This window comes from uncultured Veillonella sp., assembly GCF_963543145.1.
Classification (GTDB): Bacteria; Bacillota; Negativicutes; order Veillonellales; family Veillonellaceae; genus Veillonella.
In genome coordinates, this window is the sequence record NZ_CAUTZP010000001.1 from 138817 (window position 1) to 159988 (window position 21172).

At 36.6% G+C, this 21172-nt stretch carries 19 protein-coding genes; 17 read left to right on the top strand and 2 right to left on the bottom strand.

Going from position 1 to position 21172, the window contains the following annotated elements; genetic code table 11:
* The first annotated feature begins 99 nt into the window (after window positions 1–99).
* The 6 genes from RWZ05_RS00640 to RWZ05_RS00665 all read left to right on the top strand — a co-directional run bounded on the left by RWZ05_RS00640 (window position 100) and on the right by RWZ05_RS00665 (window position 5059).
* Window positions 100–585, top strand: a complete 486-nt coding sequence (locus RWZ05_RS00640; RefSeq protein ID WP_314641059.1) for a YbaK/EbsC family protein — start codon at window positions 100–102, stop codon at window positions 583–585.
* A 129-nt stretch (window positions 586–714) separates the two neighbouring features.
* A complete protein-coding gene (locus RWZ05_RS00645; RefSeq protein ID WP_314641061.1) occupies window positions 715–2055 on the top strand; it encodes a radical SAM protein in 1341 nt (446 codons plus the stop codon).
* A gap of 10 nt (window positions 2056–2065) precedes the next feature.
* Complete coding sequence (locus RWZ05_RS00650) at window positions 2066–2833, top strand: antibiotic biosynthesis monooxygenase (RefSeq protein ID WP_314641063.1); 768 nt, start codon at window positions 2066–2068, stop codon at window positions 2831–2833.
* 108 nt (window positions 2834–2941) lie between these two features.
* Window positions 2942–3721, top strand: coding sequence for a protein-ADP-ribose hydrolase (locus tag RWZ05_RS00655; protein WP_314641066.1), 780 nt, complete (start codon window positions 2942–2944; stop codon window positions 3719–3721).
* Complete coding sequence (locus RWZ05_RS00660) at window positions 3693–4544, top strand: Sir2 family NAD-dependent protein deacetylase (protein WP_314641069.1); 852 nt, start codon at window positions 3693–3695, stop codon at window positions 4542–4544. The genes RWZ05_RS00655 and RWZ05_RS00660 overlap by 29 nt, the downstream gene beginning before the upstream one ends.
* Window positions 4545–4561: 17 nt before the next feature.
* Window positions 4562–5059 carry a methylated-DNA--[protein]-cysteine S-methyltransferase gene (locus tag RWZ05_RS00665; RefSeq protein WP_314641071.1) on the top strand — a complete coding sequence of 166 codons (498 nt, stop codon included), beginning with the start codon at window positions 4562–4564 and terminating at the stop codon, window positions 5057–5059.
* 204 nt (window positions 5060–5263) lie between these two features.
* Here RWZ05_RS00665 and RWZ05_RS00670 read toward each other — a convergent pair whose 3' ends face one another.
* On the bottom strand, window positions 5264–5929 hold the full coding sequence (locus RWZ05_RS00670) for a fumarylacetoacetate hydrolase family protein (RefSeq protein ID WP_314641074.1): 666 nt from the start codon (window positions 5927–5929) through the stop codon (window positions 5264–5266).
* Window positions 5930–6082: 153 nt separating this feature from the next.
* Here RWZ05_RS00670 and RWZ05_RS00675 point away from each other — a divergent pair, with 153 nt between their 5' ends.
* Window positions 6083–7273, top strand: a complete 1191-nt coding sequence (locus RWZ05_RS00675; protein WP_314641077.1) for a hypothetical protein — start codon at window positions 6083–6085, stop codon at window positions 7271–7273.
* 87 nt (window positions 7274–7360) lie between these two features.
* Complete coding sequence (locus tag RWZ05_RS00680) at window positions 7361–8383, top strand: branched-chain amino acid aminotransferase (RefSeq protein WP_314641079.1); 1023 nt, start codon at window positions 7361–7363, stop codon at window positions 8381–8383.
* 129 nt (window positions 8384–8512) lie between these two features.
* On the opposite strand, the gene RWZ05_RS00685 is transcribed toward RWZ05_RS00680, so the two are convergent.
* A complete protein-coding gene (locus tag RWZ05_RS00685) occupies window positions 8513–8905 on the bottom strand; it encodes a thioesterase family protein (protein WP_314641081.1) in 393 nt (130 codons plus the stop codon).
* A 139-nt stretch (window positions 8906–9044) separates the two neighbouring features.
* On the opposite strand from RWZ05_RS00685, the gene RWZ05_RS00690 reads away from it, so the two are divergent.
* The 9 genes from RWZ05_RS00690 (at window position 9045) to gmhA (ending at window position 21163) form a co-directional block, all read left to right on the top strand.
* Window positions 9045–9782 (top strand): TVP38/TMEM64 family protein, encoded by a 738-nt coding sequence (locus RWZ05_RS00690; protein WP_314641083.1) that lies wholly within the window; start codon window positions 9045–9047, stop codon window positions 9780–9782.
* A gap of 56 nt (window positions 9783–9838) precedes the next feature.
* On the top strand, window positions 9839–11032 hold the full coding sequence (locus tag RWZ05_RS00695) for a PLP-dependent aminotransferase family protein (RefSeq protein ID WP_314641086.1): 1194 nt from the start codon (window positions 9839–9841) through the stop codon (window positions 11030–11032).
* 123 nt (window positions 11033–11155) lie between these two features.
* Window positions 11156–11989 (top strand): Mrp/NBP35 family ATP-binding protein, encoded by an 834-nt coding sequence (locus RWZ05_RS00700; RefSeq protein WP_314641088.1) that lies wholly within the window; start codon window positions 11156–11158, stop codon window positions 11987–11989.
* Between the two features lie 245 nt (window positions 11990–12234).
* Window positions 12235–13635, top strand: coding sequence for an anion permease (locus tag RWZ05_RS00705; protein ID WP_314641090.1), 1401 nt, complete (start codon window positions 12235–12237; stop codon window positions 13633–13635).
* A 254-nt stretch (window positions 13636–13889) separates the two neighbouring features.
* Window positions 13890–15239, top strand: coding sequence for a M18 family aminopeptidase (locus RWZ05_RS00710; protein WP_314641091.1), 1350 nt, complete (start codon window positions 13890–13892; stop codon window positions 15237–15239).
* Between the two features lie 281 nt (window positions 15240–15520).
* Complete coding sequence (locus RWZ05_RS00715; RefSeq protein ID WP_314641093.1) at window positions 15521–18967, top strand: pyruvate carboxylase; 3447 nt, start codon at window positions 15521–15523, stop codon at window positions 18965–18967.
* A gap of 197 nt (window positions 18968–19164) precedes the next feature.
* The gene (nrdR, locus tag RWZ05_RS00720; RefSeq protein ID WP_024065834.1) at window positions 19165–19641 is read left to right on the top strand and encodes a transcriptional regulator NrdR; all 477 of its coding nucleotides are present in this window, start codon (window positions 19165–19167) and stop codon (window positions 19639–19641) included.
* Between the two features lie 26 nt (window positions 19642–19667).
* A complete protein-coding gene (locus RWZ05_RS00725) occupies window positions 19668–20594 on the top strand; it encodes a membrane dipeptidase (RefSeq protein ID WP_314641095.1) in 927 nt (308 codons plus the stop codon).
* Window positions 20594–21163: a D-sedoheptulose 7-phosphate isomerase gene (gene gmhA / locus RWZ05_RS00730; protein WP_314641098.1), complete on the top strand. Its 570-nt coding sequence runs from the start codon at window positions 20594–20596 to the stop codon at window positions 21161–21163. Before RWZ05_RS00725 ends, gmhA begins: the two co-directional genes overlap by 1 nt.
* Window positions 21164–21172 lie beyond the last annotated feature (9 nt).

Consider the following 21172-nt stretch of genomic DNA (forward strand, 5'->3'; position numbering starts at 1 on the left):
CAGAATAAGATTGGTGTATAATTTTGGTGTATAATTAACACATATATAGTTGTTTTCACTATGATGTTTACTTTCACCAAATTATATTAGAGGTATTACATGTTAGATAAACAAGGCGTATATGATTGCCTACGTGACCATCATATCGATTTTGAAATTACGGATCACGCACCGCTATTTAGTATGGATGACAAGCCGAATGTAGAGTTGCCATATCCTGAGTGGGATGCGAAGAATTTATTCATTCGAGATCATAAACGTGAACATTATTATTTGATTACTGTCCGTGGTTCTAAGCGTGTAGATTTAAAACAGTTCCGTAAGGATCATAAGCTTAAAAAGATTTCCTTTGGTTCCGAAGAGGAGCTATGGGATATTTTGAAGATTAAACCAGGTCATGTATCTCCATTCTGTTTGCTCCACGATGAAGAGCGCAAGGTACATTATTATATTGATGCAGATTATAAAGATAATCTAATCGGTATACATCCAAATCAAAATGATGCTACCGTATGGCTACAAGGAAAAGACTTAGTTAACTTAATTGAAGAACATGGTACAATTGTTGAATATATAACAATATAAGCTTAACATCCTATTTGTGGGGAATAATATTACTTAATATTGTTTCCACAGATAGGATGTTTTAATATGCAAAAAGAATAATAATCTTTTATAATAATGTAAGAGTATTTGTTATATAAGAGGTTTTTTATGAAAGTTAAATTAATTCAACCACGTATGTTGAAGCGTCCTATGGATACAGATTTAAAAATACGTATGTCCCCACATTTAGGGTTGTTAACTGTGGCTAATATTATTCGTCATGAGTGTGAGGTCACAATTGAAAATGAAAATATTAGAGCTATTGATTTTGATGATGTACCTGATTTAGTAGGCATCGCGGTGACTGTAGATGTATTGCCTAGAGCAATTGAAATTGCAGCTATATATAGAAAGAAAGGGGCTAAGGTGATTGCTGGTGGTATACATATTACGACAGCATTCGATACCGTACCAAAGGAGGCATTTGATAGTCTTTGTATAGGTTTCGCAGAAAATACATGGCCTCAAATTATAGAAGATACTAAACATGGTCGCTTGCAATCTCAATATGTTTCTGCGCCTTTAGAATCTGGAGCTGATATTGCATCACCGGCATATGACTTGATAGATAAGACTGATTACTTATGGTATAACGTTGTTTCTACCAGTCGAAGTTGCCCTCATAAGTGCGATTTTTGCTATAATAGTTCTGGAACACACCAATATATTAATCGTAATATAGAAGATGTGTTGGCAGATATTAAAAAATTAGGTACAAAACATATTATGTTTATTGATGATAACTTTATTGGTAATATTTCTTGGACTAAACAGTTTTTAGAACGTATTAAACCTTTGAAGTTAAACTGGAATGCAGCAGTTACTATGAAAATAGGGCAACACCCTGAATTGATGGATTTAATGAAAGAAACTGGTTGCCAGAGTTTATTTATTGGTTTTGAAAGTATCAGCCCCCAATCTTTATCTAGCGTTCATAAAATGCAAAATAATCGTGAAGAGTTTGAACGACTTATTAATGAATTACATAAGCGTGGCATTATGGTTAATGCTAGTTTTGTATTCGGCTTAGATGGAGATACACCAGAGACTTTTAAAAATACGTTAGATTGGATTATTAGCCAGAAAATTGATACGATTACATCACATATTGTTACACCATACCCAGGTACTGAATTCTATAAGAGCATGGAAGCTCAAAATAGAATTTTTGATTATGACTTATCTAAATACAATACTTCTCACGTAGTTGTATCACCAATAGGTATGTCTAAAGAAGAATTAGAAAAAGGTTATCTTTGGATTTATAAAGAGCTATATTCCATAAAAAATATATTTCGTCGCATGCCTAAAACTATGGGCACAATACCAGCATATTTAACATTCAATTTATTTTATCGTAGATTTGGACACTTTACAGCAAAAGTATGTAAGCTGTTAACTTATAAGCGTATTGGTTTGTTTGCTGAAAAGCTATCAAGATATATGTAAAGGAGTATTTATGACTAAAAAATTATTAAAACGTATTCTAGCAGCATCTGCGATTGCTATATTAGGTGTGAGCACATCCTTTGCGGCTCTTGTTATGGAACGAGATCAATCTGTAGATACAGCACCTAGTGTTAACATGTATCGATTCGAAGTACCAGCTGAGTTACAAGGTACATATAATACTGTAGGTGTAGCTAATTTAACAGCATCTATGGAAAAAGAACCTAATACATTGTCCATGAATGTAGCGCATGTAAAAGGCAATCCATCTGAGTCTTATGTGGTAGAGATTTATAAAGATTTAGCTGCCATTGAAACACATCGCAAATCTGATCATTATCAAGCCTTTGTTAATGAAGTAGGCTCTAAATTAACAAATCGTAAAATGTACGATGTACAGTCTGTACTATTGTTTGAGAAAAAAGATGCTTTATCTATTATTAATGATGGCAAGGCAATAGTGACTTTGACAGAGTTTATTGTTAATAGCAATGATATGGACACCGTACAACGTCAATACCAACTTGATATTGAACGGGCCGTACGCGATGATGCGGGGTATAAGGCTGGCTATGTGCTTCGTGAAAGAAATGCAAAAAATCATTGGTATGTTATCCAAATCTATAGCGACCAAGCAGCCCTTACAAAACATGTAAACAGCCCTGGCTATCGCTTTATGATGAGCCAAATCCATGGTAGCTTACAAAACGTTACCACAAAGGTACTAGATGGGGATATCCTCGTCAACCATGGCGGTCAAGCTTTTGTAAGACCTTAAAATTTAATATAATATAATCACAGTAAAGTTACTGCTAGCATCTTATGTGCTAGCAGTTTTTTGTTATATAATAGATAAAAGTATAGTCTATACTAAAAGGAGTTACATATGACACAGCAAGAACGGTTACGCTATTTACTTGAGGGCTTAGTAGCAGAATACAAAGAGAGACATAACGAACAGTTAGACATTCCTGTGAGTGATGAAGAGCAGTTTACGCTCTTTAGATCTTTGTGTAATATTCGTCCTGCAGGAGCTATGCCCGCTGAGTGGATGAAGGTAGAGGATGAATATTTAAATACATTGGCCCATGAAAAGGGCACCGTAACCATTCATGATATGGAAGAGCGAGAGCCTCAAATTTTTTTATGGCAAGGTGATATTACTCGATTATCTGTAGATGCTATTGTAAATGCAGCCAATAATCAGTTGCTTGGATGTTTTGCGCCTAATCATAAATGTATCGATAATGCTATCCATACCTTTTCTGGCATTGAGCTTCGTATGGAATGTGCAAGAATGATTGAGTATATGGAGATGCCTGAAAAAACGGGTGTAGCACGTATGACCTATGGGTATAATTTGCCGGCAAAGCATGTACTTCACACGGTGGGACCTATTATTTGCGAAGAGGTAACAGATAAGGAGAGAAATGAATTGGCTTCATGTTATCGGTCCTGTTTGCAACTAGCCAATGCTTACAACTTACACTCCATTGCATTCTGTTGTATCTCTACCGGTGAGTTCAGATTTCCGAATGAAGAGGCGGCACAAATTGCAGTCCATACTGTAAGAAACTATTTAAAAGAAAGTAATAGTAAAATCCAAGTGGTATTTAATGTATTTAAGGATATAGATTATGACATCTACAACAAATTATTGGGATAATATACACCGTGTAAAAGAAGCGATTAACAATGCGGATGCCTTATTAGTCGGTGTAGGTGCAGGCATGTCAACTGCAGCAGGATTTACCTATAGTGGGGAACGCTTTCACAAATACTTTGACGACTTTTACAAAAAATATGGTATAACCGACATGTATTCAGGCGGATTTTATAATTATGAAAGTCTGGAAGAATATTGGGCGTTTTTCAGTCGTCTTACGCACTATAATCGATATGACATACAAGTCGGGGAACCTTATCTTCAGTTAATGAAATTATTAGAAGGTAAAAACTATTTTGTCATTACTACAAATGTAGATCATCAAATGCAATTAGCCGGTGTAGATAAAAATAAGTTTTACTATATGCAGGGGGATTATGGGTTGTGGCAGTGCTCAGAGCCATGTCATCAAAAGACCTATGATAATAAAGAACAAGTACAGCGTATGGTAGATGAGCAAAGAGATATGAAAATTCCTACACACTTGATTCCTCATTGTCCTAAATGTGGGAGACCAATGACCATGAATCTTCGCATTGATAGCACTTTTGTTCAAGATGAAGGTTGGTATGCGGCGCAGAAAAGATATAGCGCTTTTGTAGAGAAGCATAAAGATAAACCTATTGTATTGTTAGAATTAGGTGTGGGATTTAATACGCCTATGATTATTAAATACCCATTTATGCGGATGGCAGACGATAATATAGATGCATTATATGTGCCAATTAATGTGGAAAAGCAAATGATTCCATTTGAAATTCAGCATAATACATTACCATTTAATGATGATATTCTAAAAGTGTTGAATGATTTGTTACTTTAAGAAGGAGTTAATGTACTATGAATTATAAATACACCTATGAAAGCCCATTAGGAACTATGATTATGCTTGGTACATTAACCTACTTAACAGACTTATTTTTTGTAGATGAAGCACATGCACCAAGTTATGATGATGCGGAATATATTGAACAACTAACAGGTCCTTTTGAAGTAACCATTATGTGGCTAGATCAATACTTCTCTGGTAAGAACCCTTTTATAACACCGCCGATTCAGTTAGAAGGTACTGAATTCCGTAAGTCTGTATGGTCCATATTACAAACTATACAGTATGGTAACACCACAACATATGGAGAAATAGGTAAACAAATTGCTCAACAGCAGGGGAAAGAGAAATTCTCGGCTCAAGCAGTGGGAGGTGCCGTAGGTCATAATCCTATTTCTATTATCATTCCTTGTCATCGTGTAATTGGTAGCAATGGTAAACTAACTGGTTATGCAGGGGGCATTGAACGAAAGAAATATATGCTAGACTTAGAGGCGAAGCATAAATAAAGTAATAGTTAATATAAAATATAGACAATAACAAAAGAAATAATAACAAAGTACAAAATAAGAAAAGAGATTACTCTTATGTATAGTTAGATATACATAAAGTAATCTCTTTTTGTCCTATAACCCTATATTTAAGTGTAATGTATCTAGATATCGTAATAATTAGAATACGAACAAATACAATACTTTATAAAAGTAACCATTTTAAATAAATTTGTTTTCTAAGGTTCCAATACCGCTTATGGAAACAGTAACAGTATCTCCTGGTTTTAACCAAGAGTATTTGCTTTCATTTTTACCAAGTACAACACCACTAGGAGTACCAGTAAAGATAATATCACCTTCCTGTAGTGTAATATATTGAGATACAAATTCTATAATCGCATCCGGTTTAAATATCATTTGTTGTAATTTGGCTTGTTGACGTACTTCGCCATTTACAGTAGTCGTAATAGTGGCGTTTTCAAAATCAAATGTATGGGGAGGAATAATCGTAGGGCCAATAGGAGCAAAGTTATCTAACGATTTACCGAGAATCCATTGGGAGCCTCTAAATTGTAATGTGCGCGCAGATACGTCGTTACCAACGGTATATCCTAAGATATGTTCCATAGCTTTTTCTCGAGGAATATGTTTGCCAGATTTTCCGATGATGATTACTAGTTCGCCTTCGTAATCATAATGCAAGGATTCATCTTCAATAGTAATCGTATCGTGATTGCCTGCTAGAGCATTAGAGGTTTTCATGAAGATTTCTGGAAAATCATGAGTAGATAGACTAGTTTCTGCAATATGGTCAGCATAATTAAGGCCTATACAGATAATATTTTTGGGATTAGAGATTAGTTCATCTTTAATAGTTGCTTTCATAAGAGATACCTCCTTATATGATTAGATATATCTTAAGATAATTATAATATAAATAAGTCCGTAAAGAATATTGTTAGGACGATAATTTTTAGAGGCATTTTTGTCACATCCTTTTTGTTATACTTGTGTAAAGTAATAAAAGGAGGAGTCCATATGTATATCGGTGGAAATGTGACAGATAAATTTATAGGTTCCGTAGCAACTTGTGAGATTATTAGTACTGATAGGTGGTCTGGTAGTTTGCCCGATGGTGTTCCCAGTGAAGTAAAACTTCATCGTGTAGACTATTATATTAAAGAAATACAACATATCTCTATTAAGGACACCGTTAGGGTTGTATATAGTATCAAATGGAAGAATATATCGGGAGCTAATGAGGGGAAGATAGACACTCTTGCTACTGAGGAGTATTCAATTAGTGAATCTGATAGAAATTATATTTTAAACCTTATAGGCTCTAGATTTTCTGATTGTGTATTCTTTCAAGAGGATAGAGCTGATTGTAATGTTAGCGTCAAGCTATTGAACAATGATAGTCAAAAGTTTATCTATGAGTTTTCCTTTGATAATGAAATGACTGCTCTGTCTGTATTGATACGTCAAATAATAGGTGCTCCTAGATTGCTCTTATTTGATGGCCATCGTGAAATAGACAAGATTCAACAAATTCATATTGACGTGCGTAAAAATATATATGAAGAATATGGGGATGTTAACAGTTTAATCTTTGATTGGAAAATACCTTCCATCTCTATTGACTGTAAGAGTCACCAATTTAAACACTCTAGTAATAGTCAACGTGAGTATGTAGATGGGGAAATGATTCATCAGTTACAAAAAGATATTAACTTTCACATAGGCGATACATTATATGATTTGGATATCTTTACTCTTGGTGAAAGTAATCAGTTTGATAAATGTCCCGCACGTGGTGGCATTGTAACAGTTAGGATTAAATGGACTCATAAAGAGGATACTTATTATATAGGAAATTTAACTGATCGATATATACCATCGTGGTATAAAAGTTTGATTGGTTTTATGTGTATTCATATAGACGATAGATTATTGCAAGAATTTTTACCATCCATTAAAGAGTCAGACAAAAAAATCTATACCTATTGTTCTGTTTATATTTTTAAGTTTGATAAAGAATTTTACTATCGGACGGATAGAAATGATATTCGAGAAGGAGATCTTGTAAAAGTACCTTTTGGCTCAAATAATGAGGCCCGTAGTGGTCGCGTCGAATCAGTTACATATCATACTTGTTCAAATGTACCTTATGATTTATATCGAACTAAGTTTATTATCGATAAAGATACAGACTTCCTATGTGATTAACAATCATAAACTCTATAGAATATGTTGAAATAACTTGCTCATAGTGTTAAGATTATAAGTATATTAATATGCATGGAGGTCATTGTTATGAGTAAGAATATTGATTGGGATAATCTCGGTTTTGGTTATGTAGAAACTGACTACCGTTATTTATCTACATATAAAGATGGTAAATGGGATGAAGGTGGTTTAATCACTGATTCTAATGTTGTATTAAACGAATGTGCTGGTGTATTCCAATATGCTCAAACTATTTTCGAAGGTTTGAAAGCTTATTATACTAAAGATGGTCATATCGTATGTTTCCGTCCAGATCTAAATGCAATTCGTTTGAACGAGTCTGCGGAACGTCTTGTGATGCCTAAATTACCTGAAGGTCGTTTTATTGAGGCTGTAAAAGAAGTAGTAAAAGCTAACAAAGACTTTGTACCTCCATATGGTCACGGGGCAAGCCTTTATATTCGCCCATATATGATGGGTACAAATTCCGTTATTGGTGTAAAACCTGCTGATGAATATCAATTCCGTGTCTTTACCACACCAGTAGGTCCTTATTTCAAAGGTGGTGCTAAACCAATTAAAATCCGTATTACTGATTTTGATCGTGCCGCTCCACACGGTACTGGTCATATTAAAGCGGGCTTAAACTATGCTATGAGTTTGTATGCCATCACTGATGCTCATAACAAAGGTTATGCAGAAAATATGTACCTTGATGCGGCTACTAGAACTCATGTTGAAGAAACAGGTGGTGCAAACTTTATCTTTATCACTAAAGATGGTAAATTAGTAACACCTAAATCCAATAGCATCTTGCCATCTATTACACGTCGTTCCTTGATGTATGTAGCAGAGCATTACCTTGGCATGGAAGTAGAACATCGTCCTGTTCATAAAGATGAATTAAAAGACTTTGCGGAAGTTGGTCTTTGTGGTACTGCTGCCGTTATTTCTCCAGTAGGCCAAATTGATACTCCAGAAGGTACTATTAATGTTCCTGCTGGAATGGATGATATGGGTCCAATTACTAAAAAATTATATGACACATTACTTGGCATTCAACACTGTGAAATCGAAGCGCCAGAAGGTTGGATCGTTAAAATTTGCTAATTTTTTCTTGAATTATGTAAATGTGAAAGTAATAAGAAACGGCATCTATCGTCTGATTGATGCCGTTATTTATTCCACTAGAGGGATTATTAAGTTATTAAATTTGTTTGATAAATATTCTAGTTCTATTTAGTTGGAATTTGCTCGGGTTGCTACTTTAGCCATAAATTTTTCGTTGTTAATAACAAAGCGTTCATGTGTGCCATGACCAATGATGCCAACACCATCAGAGGCTTCGATATCAAAGGTAATTTTACGGCCTTCTACAGCGCTAACTGTTGCTTTAGCGGTTACTGTAGCACCTAAAGGTGTAGGGGCCTCATGAGTAATAGATAGGGAGATACCTACTGTGCCTTCACCTACCTCTAAATGAGGTCGTACTGCTGCTTGAGCGGCTTCTTCCATAAGAGCACACATTGCTGGTGTAGCAAAGACCTCTAATGAACCAGATTTCATAGTTTTTGCAATATTAGATTCTGTTACTGTAACAGTTGCTGTAGCTGATTGACCTGCTGATACCATAATTTACCTTCTTTCCGTTAAGAATATTCTTGTTATAATAGTATTATACATCTTTTAATTATTTTTATGCTAATGTAATTATAACGGTTCTATAGACTACGTGATATAATTAAGTTAGTTTTTTTAATACGAGGTATATATGAGTAAAAGAAATATAAAGCCTTCTGGTGAGGGCTGGGTACAGTTCATAGCAGGCATAGGTATTATTATCCTATTAATTATCATACATATTGTAGATCCTACGTTTTATCCGACTATGTGGCATTTAGCTACTAGCGGATCCATGGAGGAGATAGCAGAATATATTCAAAGCTTTGGTCCTATGGCTATGTTTATGAGTATGGTCCTCAACATTTTCGTCAATGCTGTTGGTTTCTTGCCATCTATTTTCATCTCCACTGCTAATGGCTTAGTCTTCGGCCTGTGGCCAGGCATAATTATTTCTTGGTTAGCTGAGACAATTGGCGTAGTGATTAGCTTTTACATTATGCGTTATTTCTTGCGGGATACAGCAGACAAGTTGATTTCGAAGAGTACGGTATTGATGAAAGTGGATGATTTCTCCGGTAAAAATGGTTTTGTGGTCATGTTATTTGCAAGGTCTTTACCATATTTTCCGTCTGGTATCATCACTGCATTAGGCGCCATTAGTAAGATTAAACCGAAAGATTATATCTTAGCGAATTTAATCGGTAAGTTCCCAGCTACAGCTTTAGAAGTTGCTATAGGTACCGATATAGTTTACTTCAAAGAGAATATGGGGCGTTTAGGAATTATCGTAGTTGTTGCTGCCGTAGTGTACTTTATACTATGGAAGGTGTACAAGAACTACATGGATAAGAAAAATGCTGAACAAGAGCACGATCCTAAGGCGTAATAATTGCTAATCTTATTTAAAATTTTGAACTTTTTATATATGAAAGAGGCAATAGTATGAGCTTTTCTCTTCCTGAACGGGTAACCTTAAAAGGTCCTAATTTTATTCGTGAAGTATTCGAACGCGGTGTAGGGGTAGAAGGTTTTATTAGCTTTGGTATTGGTAATCCTGCACCTGAAGCAATTCCTGTAGAAGTTATTGAAAAGGCTTTTGACGAAGTGGTTCACTCTAATCCTATGAGTCTTTTGCAATATGGGCCCATGCAAGGCGATGCACGATTAGCTGAACTTACATTGGAACGTTTAGTAAAAACACATAAGATGAACCCAGAAGGTCAAGGCCTCATTATATCTAATGGGGCTGGTCAATTATTAGGACTTGTACCGATTACTGTATTAGAACCAGGCGATGAAGTGTACATGGATGAGTTTACTTTTACCAGTGCCATAAATTCTGTAAGAAACATGGGTGGTAAAGCATTAGGCATTAAAACAGATGAGCACGGCATGATTCCAAGTGAATTAGAAAAAGCCGCTCAATCTGGCAAGGGAAAATATATTTATCTCATTCCTAACTTTCAAAATCCAACAGGCATTACTATGCCGTTAGAACGACGTAAGGAGATTTACGCTATTGCATCTAAATATGATTTGTTTATCTATGAAGATGACCCATATGGTGAAATTCGATTTGCTGGAGAATACATTCCGACGTTTAAATCTTTTGATACAGAAGATCGCGTTCTTTATGCTGGTTCTTATTCCAAAACATTGTCTGCGGGATTACGTGTAGGTTTCTTATTTGGTCCAACTAAAGTTATTGAAGCTATTCAAGCATTAAAGAATAATACAGCAGGCCAAATGCCGTTAGTCACTCAAAAGGTGGTAGCAAAGGTTCTTGATACTATCGACTATGATGCACATTTAGATAATGTGCGTAAAGTTTATAAAATGAAATGCGACGCCTTACTTAACGCTTTTGAAAAGTATGCAAGTTCTAAAGTTCATTTAACTCAGCCTACAGGCGGTATGTTTGCATGGATGACTATGCCTGAGAATGTAGATTGTGATGAGTTCTTTGAAACTTGTATGGATCGTAATGTAGGGATTATTAAATGTGGTGCCTTTGCAGCAGATGGAGCAGGGGAAGGTCATGCGTTCCGCTTAAGCTATACGGTACCCACTGTAGAAGAAATAACAAAGGGCATGGAAATTCTAGGTGCTTTAACTAAAGAATTCTGTGGCGAGTAATATATTGATAAAGTTTGATATGACATGATACAATGTAACAGTAAATACATTGTATTTACCATATAGAAAAAAGATTTTACATATAGATATGAGGAAGTTCCTCAAAGAAAGTAGGTGTATACTATGGGTTGCGGTAGCAGCAGTGATTGTGGCGGATGCCCATCTCAATCTTCTGGTTGCGGTGGCGGCGCTCCTCAACAACCTCAAGATCTTACAGCTCCATTACACGAGCTTAGTTCTGTTAAACATGTAATCGGCGTCGTATCTGGTAAAGGTGGCGTAGGTAAATCTTCCGTTACAAGCTTGATGGCCATTACAATGGCACGTAAAGGTTACAAAGTTGGTATCCTCGATGCGGATATTACAGGTCCTTCCATTCCTAAGATGTTCGGCATCAAGGAAAAAGCATATGCAGACGAAATTGGCATGTATCCTGTAAAATCTAAAGGCGGTATCGACGTTATGTCTGTTAACCTCCTTTTGGAAAACGATACAGATCCTGTTTTATGGCGTGGTCCTATTCTAGGCAATGTTGTAAAACAATTCTATACAGATGTAATTTGGAAAGACATCGATTATTTATTCGTTGATATGCCGCCAGGAACAGGTGACGTAGCGATTACAGTTTACCAATCCTTGAAATTGGATGGTATTATTATCGTTACATCTCCTCAAGACTTGGTATCCATGATTGTTGAAAAAGCAGTAAAAATGGCTGATTTAATGCAAGTGCCTATTATTGGTGTAGTGGAAAACTACTCTTACTTCCATTGCCCAGATAACGGTAAGGATTACCAAATCTTTGGTGAAAGCCACATTGAAGAAATCCTTCAAAAATACGGTCTCTTATTGTTAAACCGGTTACCAATTGATCCAACTATTGCAAACCTTTGCGATAAAGGTGATATTGAGTCTATCGAAAAAACAAACTTAGAGGACGTATCTCTACCTGAATAGGATTTATATGATAATGAAAGCTGTGCATACCTAGTGATGTACAGCTTTTTCTCATATCTTTTTATTTTGCAATATATTATATTTATGATATGAAGATATAAGTATATTTCTAACTTCACATACTACTGATATATACTGAAGACATCGTAGCATAGTGGAACTATTGTGTTGGCGGTACATTCTGCGATGACTTGGTATTTCAGCAGTTATATATTTTGGTTTTTTCCTATGTAGGAGGTATGTGTATGAAAAAACTATTAAACTGGATTATTCCAGCGGCCTTCGGGTTAGGCCTTTGGTTTATTCCGACTCCAGAGGGGCTAACTCCTCAGTCTTGGCATTTATTCGCCATCTTTGTAGCTACTATCGTAGGCTTTATTACTCAGCCATTACCAATTGGTGGCGTATCCATCGTTGTTATTACTGTGGCTGCATTGACAGGTACATTGAAAATTAGCGAAGGCATCTCTGGTTTTGCTAACTCTGCTATCTGGTTAATCGTAGGCGCTTTCTTATTCTCTCGTGGCTTTATTAAAACTGGTTTGGGGAAACGTATTGCGTATAACTTGATTTCTGCTTTTGGTAGCAGTTCATTACGTTTAGCATACGCATTGGCTTTATCTGATTTGATTTTGGCTCCAGCAACACCATCTAACACAGCTCGTGTGGGCGGCGTTATCATGCCGATTACGACAAGCTTGGCAAAAGCTTTTGGTTCTGAGCCACAAGAGGGTCCTCGTAAAATCGGTTCCTTCTTGATGGAATCTATTTACCAAGTAAATACAATTACATCTGCTATGTTCCAAACATCCATGGCTGGTAATACCTTGGTTGCTGCTTTAGCACTTCAATCTTTTGGTATTGTCATTACTTGGGGCGATTGGGCTATGGCTGCAATCGTGCCTGGTATCACTGCATTGCTTATCATGCCGTACTTCATTTACAAAATATATCCACCTGAAATTAAAGATGCTCGCGAAGCACAACAATTGATTCGTGAAGAATTAAAAGGTCTTGGCAAAATGAGCTTCCAAGAGTGGGTTATGCTTGGCGTATTTATCTTAGCATTAGTATTGTGGGCTACATCTGAATTTACAAAAATTGATGCTACAACAGTTGCATTTTTGGGCATTTCTATTTTGCTTGCTACAGGCGTTCTTATTTGGGACGATGTTAAAAGTGAAAAAGGTGCATGGGATACATTAGTTTGGATGGGTACATTGATGGGCTTTGCCGGTTTCCTTTCCAAATTAGGCTTCATTAAATGGGCCACAGTTCAAGTGGGTGGCTTTATCCCTGAAGGATCTTGGGTGATTGCCTTTGTTATGGCCGTTCTTGTTAATATGTATTCACACTATGTATTCGCATCTTTAACAGCACATATTTCTGCAATGTTCGTAGCATTCTCTGCAATCGCTATTTCTGCAGGTGCACCATCAATGTTGACATTGTTAATGATCGCCTTCACATCTAACTTGTGTATGTCCTTGACTCACTATGCTGCAGGTCCATCCCCAGTAATCTTTAACACTGGTTATGTTCCTCAAAATACATGGTGGAAAATCGGTTTCTTTGCATCCGTAATCAATTTAATCATCTTTATGGGCATAGGTTCCGTATGGATGAAATTAATCGGTATGTGGTAAGACGAAATACTGATAATTTTATATGGTCATAGTATATATAATTGTAAATTTTATTGATTTACAGATGTATGTATTTACAGTATATGATGAAAGCCGCTCCAAAAGGAGCGGCTTTTTTGTGATAAAATATTAGTAATTAATATATTATTAATGTATATATTGTAAAATTATAAACGTAAATAATCTATAAAGTTGAACGAAACTAAAACTATTCATGATATTGTACAAATTGTATTTGTGCATAGGAGGGAATTATGAAGTTTGATAATGAACAATTACTAAAATATATTGGTGCTTGTACTTCACCGTATCATACAGTAGATACAAGTTTACAAATGTTGTTAGATTCTGGTTTTACTGAACTCAGTTTAGACGATGAGTGGCAACTAGATTCTGGTTCGTATGTGGTCAATGTATTTGGTACTACATTGTTTGCCTTTCATATAGGCAAGAAACCAGAGTATACATTGCGTATTGCATCGGCTCATACTGATTTTCCTGCCATCCGCGTAAAACCAAATCCTATTACCTCTGTAAAGGGGTATACAAAATTAAATGTAGAAATGTACGGTGGTCTTATAGAAAATACATGGCTTGATCGTCCTTTAGGCGCAGCAGGTACAGTTGTACTAAAAGGGGAAAACGCTTTTGATGTAGACTCTGTACTAGTAGATACAAAACGTCCTATTGCTATCGTTCCCAATTTGGCAATTCATATGAATCGCTCTGTTAACGATGGTGTTAAGTTAAACCGTCAAAAAGAAATGCTTCCTATTCTAATGATGGAACGTAAAGAGGATAAGGAATCCAATAATGTTAGAAATGGGGCGTGTGGTGAAAGTTTATTCTCCCATACGTCCGTTGAATATGATGAGTGGACACAATTCTTAGCGGAAGAGGTTGATTGTGACCCATCTGAAATCTTATCCTATGAAATGACCTTATATCCTACTGAAAAAGGCTGTGTACTTGGCATAGAAGGTGATTTTATTAGTGCACCACGATTAGATAACTTAACATCTTGCTTTGGCGTATTGTCTGGTATTATTGAAGCTCGTAAACATAATGCTAATGGTGTACGTTGTGCTATTCTCTTTGATAATGAAGAAGTAGGTAGTCGTACAAAACAAGGTGGGGCAGGCATGCTTTTACCAAATCTCATCAAGAGAGTTTATGATGCATTAGGGTATTCTAATCAAGAAATGGATAGCTTTATCTCAAAAGGCTTTATGATTTCTTCTGATGTGGCGCATGGATTACATCCAAATTATCCTGAGAAAAACGATATTACAAATATTCCTACCCTAAATAACGGTCTCGCCCTTAAAATTGCATGTAGCCAATCATATGCTGGCGATGCGAGAGCAATTGCTATAGCTAAGGGGCTTTGTGAAGAAGCTGGTGCAGAGTATCAAATTTATGTTAATCGTTCAGATATTCCTGGCGGTTCAACGGTAGGTTCTATTTCTTCCGCTATGTTGCCAATGCGTACCATAGATGTGGGCTTACCATTATTAGCAATGCATTCTGCACGTGAGCTAATGGGGGCCAATGATCAAGAGCAATTAAATCGCTTGATGAATTACTTTTTAGGCAGTAATTGATATAATGATAGAATTAATTCGATATGTATCGATAAAAGACATATGATTTTTTGTAATGAACAGTAAAAATTATATTTTATACTTTCATAATTGATATAATCCTTTAAATATAATGAAAATATTGTATAATAGTAATATGTTATTATGAATATAAAACTTATCATAAATTTTGATAAGCTATCCGAAAATATTATTTTGTCTATAAGTATAGGAAATATTCATATATCAATAAATTTGAAAGCTGATAGTTCACATTTGTGAGAGCTAGTAGGAGGCAATACATGAGAAAAATTAAATCCGTATTGGTTGCCAACCGTGGTGAAATCGCGATCCGCGTGTTCCGTGCATGTAATGAAATGGGTATTAAAACTGTAGCCATTTACTCCAAAGAGGATACATTATCTTTGCACCGCAACCAAGCTGACGAAGCCTACCTCGTAGGGGAAGGTAAAAAACCAGTTGAAGCATATCTCGACATTGAAGATATCATCCGAATTGCAAAAGAACATGACATTGATGCTATCCATCCTGGTTATGGTTTCTTATCTGAAAATGAAGGCTTTGCTCGTCGATGCGAAGAGGAAGGTATTATCTTTATCGGTCCAAAAATCAAACATTTGCACATGTTTGGCGATAAAGTTAATGCTCGTGAGCAAGCGAAATTAGCACAAATCCCAATGATTCCTGGTTCTGATGGAGCATTAAAAGATTATGCTCAATTAGAAGAATTCGCCAATACACATGGCTTTCCATTGATGATTAAAGCCGTTAATGGTGGCGGTGGCCGTGGTATGCGTGAAGTTCATCGTAAAGAAGACCTTCGTGATGCATATGATCGCGCTAAATCTGAAGCAAAAGCTGCCTTTGGCGATGAAGATGTATATGTAGAAAAACTTATTGTAGAGCCTAAACATATTGAAGTTCAAATTTTGGGTGACGAACATGGCAATGTAGTACATTTATATGAACGTGACTGTTCCATTCAACGTCGTCATCAAAAAGTAGTTGAAATGGCACCAGCATTTGCATTACCTTTGGAAACTCGTAAAGCTGTATGTGATGCTGCTGTTAAAATCATGAAAAATGTTGAATACGTTAATGCCGGTACTGTAGAGTTCTTGGTAACAGCTGACGGTAACTTCTACTTCATCGAAGTTAACCCTCGTATTCAAGTAGAACATACTGTAACAGAAATGATTACAGACATCGACATTGTTCACGCTCAAATTAGAATTGCTGAAGGTTATAATTTACATAGCCCAGAGGTAGGTATTCCTGAGCAAGATCAAATTCCTTGTAAAGGTACTGCTATTCAATGTCGTATCACATCAGAAGATCCTAAGAATAACTTCATGCCTGATACAGGTAAAATCTTGGCTTACCGTAGTTCTGGTGGTTTTGGCATCCGTCTTGACTCAGGTAATGCTTTCACCGGTGCCGTAGTAACACCTTACTATGATTCCTTGCTTGTAAAAGCTACTGCATTCGGTCCTAACAATGAAGAAACAATTCGTAAAATGCTTCGTTGCTTGAAAGAGTTCCGCATTCGTGGTGTAAAAACAAATATTCACTTCTTGATTAATGTATTGGAACATCCTGAATTCCAAAGAGGTTCTTATAACGTAAACTTCATTGAAGAACATCCTGAATTGTTCGAATTGAAACCAGATCGTGACCGTGGTACTAAATTGTTGCGATACATTGCAGATATAACAATCAATGGTTACTCTGGAGCAGGTCCTCAAGAGGTACCTGATTTTGAACCAATTCAAATGCCATCAAATTTAGATGTATCTCCGGTAGCGGGTACAAAACAAAAATTTGATGAATTAGGCCCAGAAGGCTTCAGTAAATGGTTATCTGATCAAAAACAAGTATTCTTTACTGATACAACATGGCGTGATGCTCACCAATCCTTATTTGCTACACGTTTGCGTACAATTGATATGGCTCGAGTAGCTGGTCATGCTGCAAAAGGTGTACCTAATTTATTCTCCTTAGAATGTTGGGGCGGTGCAACCTTTGACGTATCCTATCGTTTCTTACATGAAGATCCATGGGAACGGTTACGCATGTTCCGTCGTGAAGTGCCTAACACATTACTTCAAATGCTTCTTCGTGGTGCCAATGCAGTAGGTTATACATCTTATCCAGATAATGTAGTTCGTCAATTTATCCAACGAGCTGCTGCTAATGGTATTGACGTATTCCGTGTATTTGATAGTTTAAATAGTCTTGATAATATGCATGTAGCTATCGATGAAGTACGTGCACAAAACAAAATCGCTGAAGTGGCGTTATGTTATACAGGTGATATTCTAGATAGTAGTCGTCCTAAATACAATCTAGATTACTATGTAAAAATGGCTAAAGAGCTTGAAAAAGCGGGTGCCAATATCATTGCTATTAAAGATATGGCTGGTCTTTTAAAACCTCAAGCAGCTTATAATCTTGTGTCTGCATTAAAAGATGCTGTAACTGTACCAATTCACTTGCATACTCATGAAGGTTCTGGTAATGCTATCTATTCCTATGGGCGTGCTGTAGATGCTGGTGTAGACGTTATCGACTTAGCATACTCTGCATTTGCAAATGGTACATCTCAACCTAGCATGAATTCCATGTACTATGCTTTATCTGGTCATGAACGTCAACCTGAAATGAATATCGACTACATGGAAGAAATGTCTCGTTACTTTGGTAGCATTCGTCCATACTACAAAGGCGTAGATAAAGCAGAAGCATATCCTAATACCGAAGTATATCAACACGAAATGCCAGGCGGTCAATATTCCAACTTGCAACAACAAGCTAAGATGGTAGGCCTTGGCGATCGTTGGGCTGATATCAAGAAAATGTACCACCAAGTAAATATGATGTTTGGTGATATCATCAAAGTAACACCATCCTCTAAAGTTGTAGGCGATATGACATTGTACATGGTACAAAATAACTTGACTGAAAAGGATATTTACGAAAAAGGCGATGTATTAGACTTCCCTCAATCCGTAGTTGAGTTCTTTGAAGGTCGTCTTGGCACTCCATACCAAGGTTTCCCTGAAGAGTTACAAAAAATTATCTTGAAAGGCGCTAAACCAATCAACGTTCGTCCTGGTGCAGTATTACCTCCAACAGACTTTGAACATATTCGTCATGAATTAAGTGAAATGGGTGCCCAAACAACTGACGAAGATATCAGTGCATACTGCTTATATCCTAAGGTTTACCAAGATTACAATAAATTTGTAAATGATTTTGGTGATGTATCCGTATTAGATACTCCAACATTCTTCTTCGGTATGAAACGGGGCGAAGAAATCCAAGTAACTATTGAAAAAGGTAAAACACTTATTATCAAAATGAACGGCTTCTCTGAACCAGATGAAGATGGTAATCGTATCGTATTGTTCGAGTTCAATGGTCAACCTCGTGGTATCAAGGTTCATGATAAACATGCTAAGACTACTGGTGTTGTTCGTCGCAAAGCTGATGAATCTAACCCTGGTGAAATCGGTGCAACGTTGTCTGGCTCTGTTGTTAAGATTCTCGTTAAGAATGGTCAATCTGTAGCTAAAGGTGAGCCATTGATCGTTACAGAAGCGATGAAAATGGAAACAACAATTACAGCTCCGATAGATGGTATCGTAGAAGAAATTCTTGTACGTGAAGGTAGCCGTATCGAGTCTGGTGACTGCTTGCTTCGCATTCAAGATGCTCCTAAACGATAGTTTTATAAGCTAGAAACATAAAAATATTATTTCAAAAGTGTTTCATAAAATGAAAAACTGAAGAATAATGGAAGAATCCCTAGGAAATCCTAGGGATTCTTTGTATTTTAAAGGGTTTCATGGTACTATATATAGTAGAGAAAATGGGCGTATTATGCGCTGTTTCAGAGTGATTAGTAGAAAAGGAGTAGTAACAGATGAGATGTCCTTATTGCCAACACACAGACACGAAGGTGACAGACTCTAGAACTACGGATGAAGGTAATAGTATTCGCCGTCGCCGCGAATGTATCAATTGTGGCCGTCGCTTTACTACCTATGAAATTATAGAAGAAGTACCTCTTATGGTATTGAAGAAGAATGGACGCCGTGAATTATTTGATCGTGGTAAATTATTAAATGGTTTATTGCGCTCTTGTGATAAACGTACGGTGCCTATGTCCGTAATGGAACAAGTCGTTAATGATGTAGAGCGCGATATTCGCAACGAAATCAACCAAGAGGTTACAACGGATCGCATTGGGGAACTCGTATTACAACAATTGAAGGATATTGACCAAGTTGCGTATGTTCGATTTGCCAGTGTATATCGTAAGTTCGATAATATTGATAGTTTCATGGAAGAACTTAAAGCGTTAAAAAAACTAGATGCTAAAAAACCAAAACGTAATTAGTTGATGTTACTACACAGTGAGGCTTTATGATAGATTTACATTGCGATACGATAATGCAATTACTCGATCATCCCAATAGTGGTGATTTATATCGGAACACTTGGAAAATCGATATTGAGAAATTACAAAAAGCTCACAGTAAGGTACAAGATTTTGCACTCTTTATCAATCTTGGTGAGACGAATGATCCTTATGGTCGTTATGAAGAGATGCGTAACTTATGTACCACACAAATTCATCTCTATGGAGAGCACATACAGCATGTGCTCTCTTATCAAGATATAGAGTCAGTGTACGAATCTGGTAAGATTGGTGCCCTTATGTCTATCGAGGAAGGTGGCGTGCTAGGCGGCGACTTAGATAAACTTAAACAAGCTTATCATTATGGGGTTAGACTGATAACGCTTACTTGGAACTATCCAAATGGTTTGGGTGAACCTCACTGTGGTGAGCAACATAAAAGATTAACACCTAAAGGTATTGAGTTTATTGAAGCTATGCAAGATTTAGGAATAATCGTGGACTGCTCTCATCTTAACGATGCTGGTACAGAACAATTAGGTGACATCTTAGACGTACCTTTTGTAGCATCTCATTCTAATGCGCGCGAAGTTACTGCTCATACTAGAAACTTACCTGATAACTTAATTAAACTTATCGCCAATAAGGGTGGAGTCATTGGACTTAATTTTGCTCAGTCCTTCTTGGGGTCATCTCCCATTAGTCGCATAGAAGATATTGTAAAACACGGCTTATACCTTATCAATAAAGGTGGAGAAGATGTAGTTGCATTAGGAACCGACTTTGATGGTATTAAGCCGAATACAGAAATTAAAGATGCTTCTGAAATGTATCGCCTTTATGATGCATTTAAAGAGGCAGGTTTATCTGTAGCGCAGTGTGAAAAATTGTTCTGGAAAAATGCAGATAGACTTCTAAAGGAGATTTTATAATGACTGATTTAAATCCAATCATTGCGGATCGTTTCACCGAGCATCTTGAAGTGTTCGGTAAGACGATGGAGCATATGGATACCATCCAAGAGATTGCTTATCGCTGTAAGGCTGCTCTTGATAATGGTAATAAAATTTTATTCTGTGGTAATGGTGGTTCTGCAGCGGATTCTCAACATTTAGCAGCAGAATTAATTGGTCGCTTTAAAAAAGAACGTCGTTCTTTTGCAGCTGTAGCTTTAACTACTGACACCTCTGCATTGACAGCGATTGCAAATGATTATGATTTTGATGCTGTCTTTGCTCGCCAAGTAGAGGGGTTAGGTCGTACTGGTGATGTACTCATCGGTATTTCTACTTCTGGTAATTCTAGAAATGTTGTGAAAGCAGCTGAAATGGCTCGTTCTATTGGTATGCATACCATTGCTTTCACCGGTGAAGGCGGCGGCAAATTAGCCGAATTATGTGACATTACATTAGCAATTCCAAGTAATGTAACGGCTCGCATTCAAGAAATGCATATTTTGGCTGGGCACATTATGTGCGAACTTATTGAAGAGGATTATTAACCTTTTGAT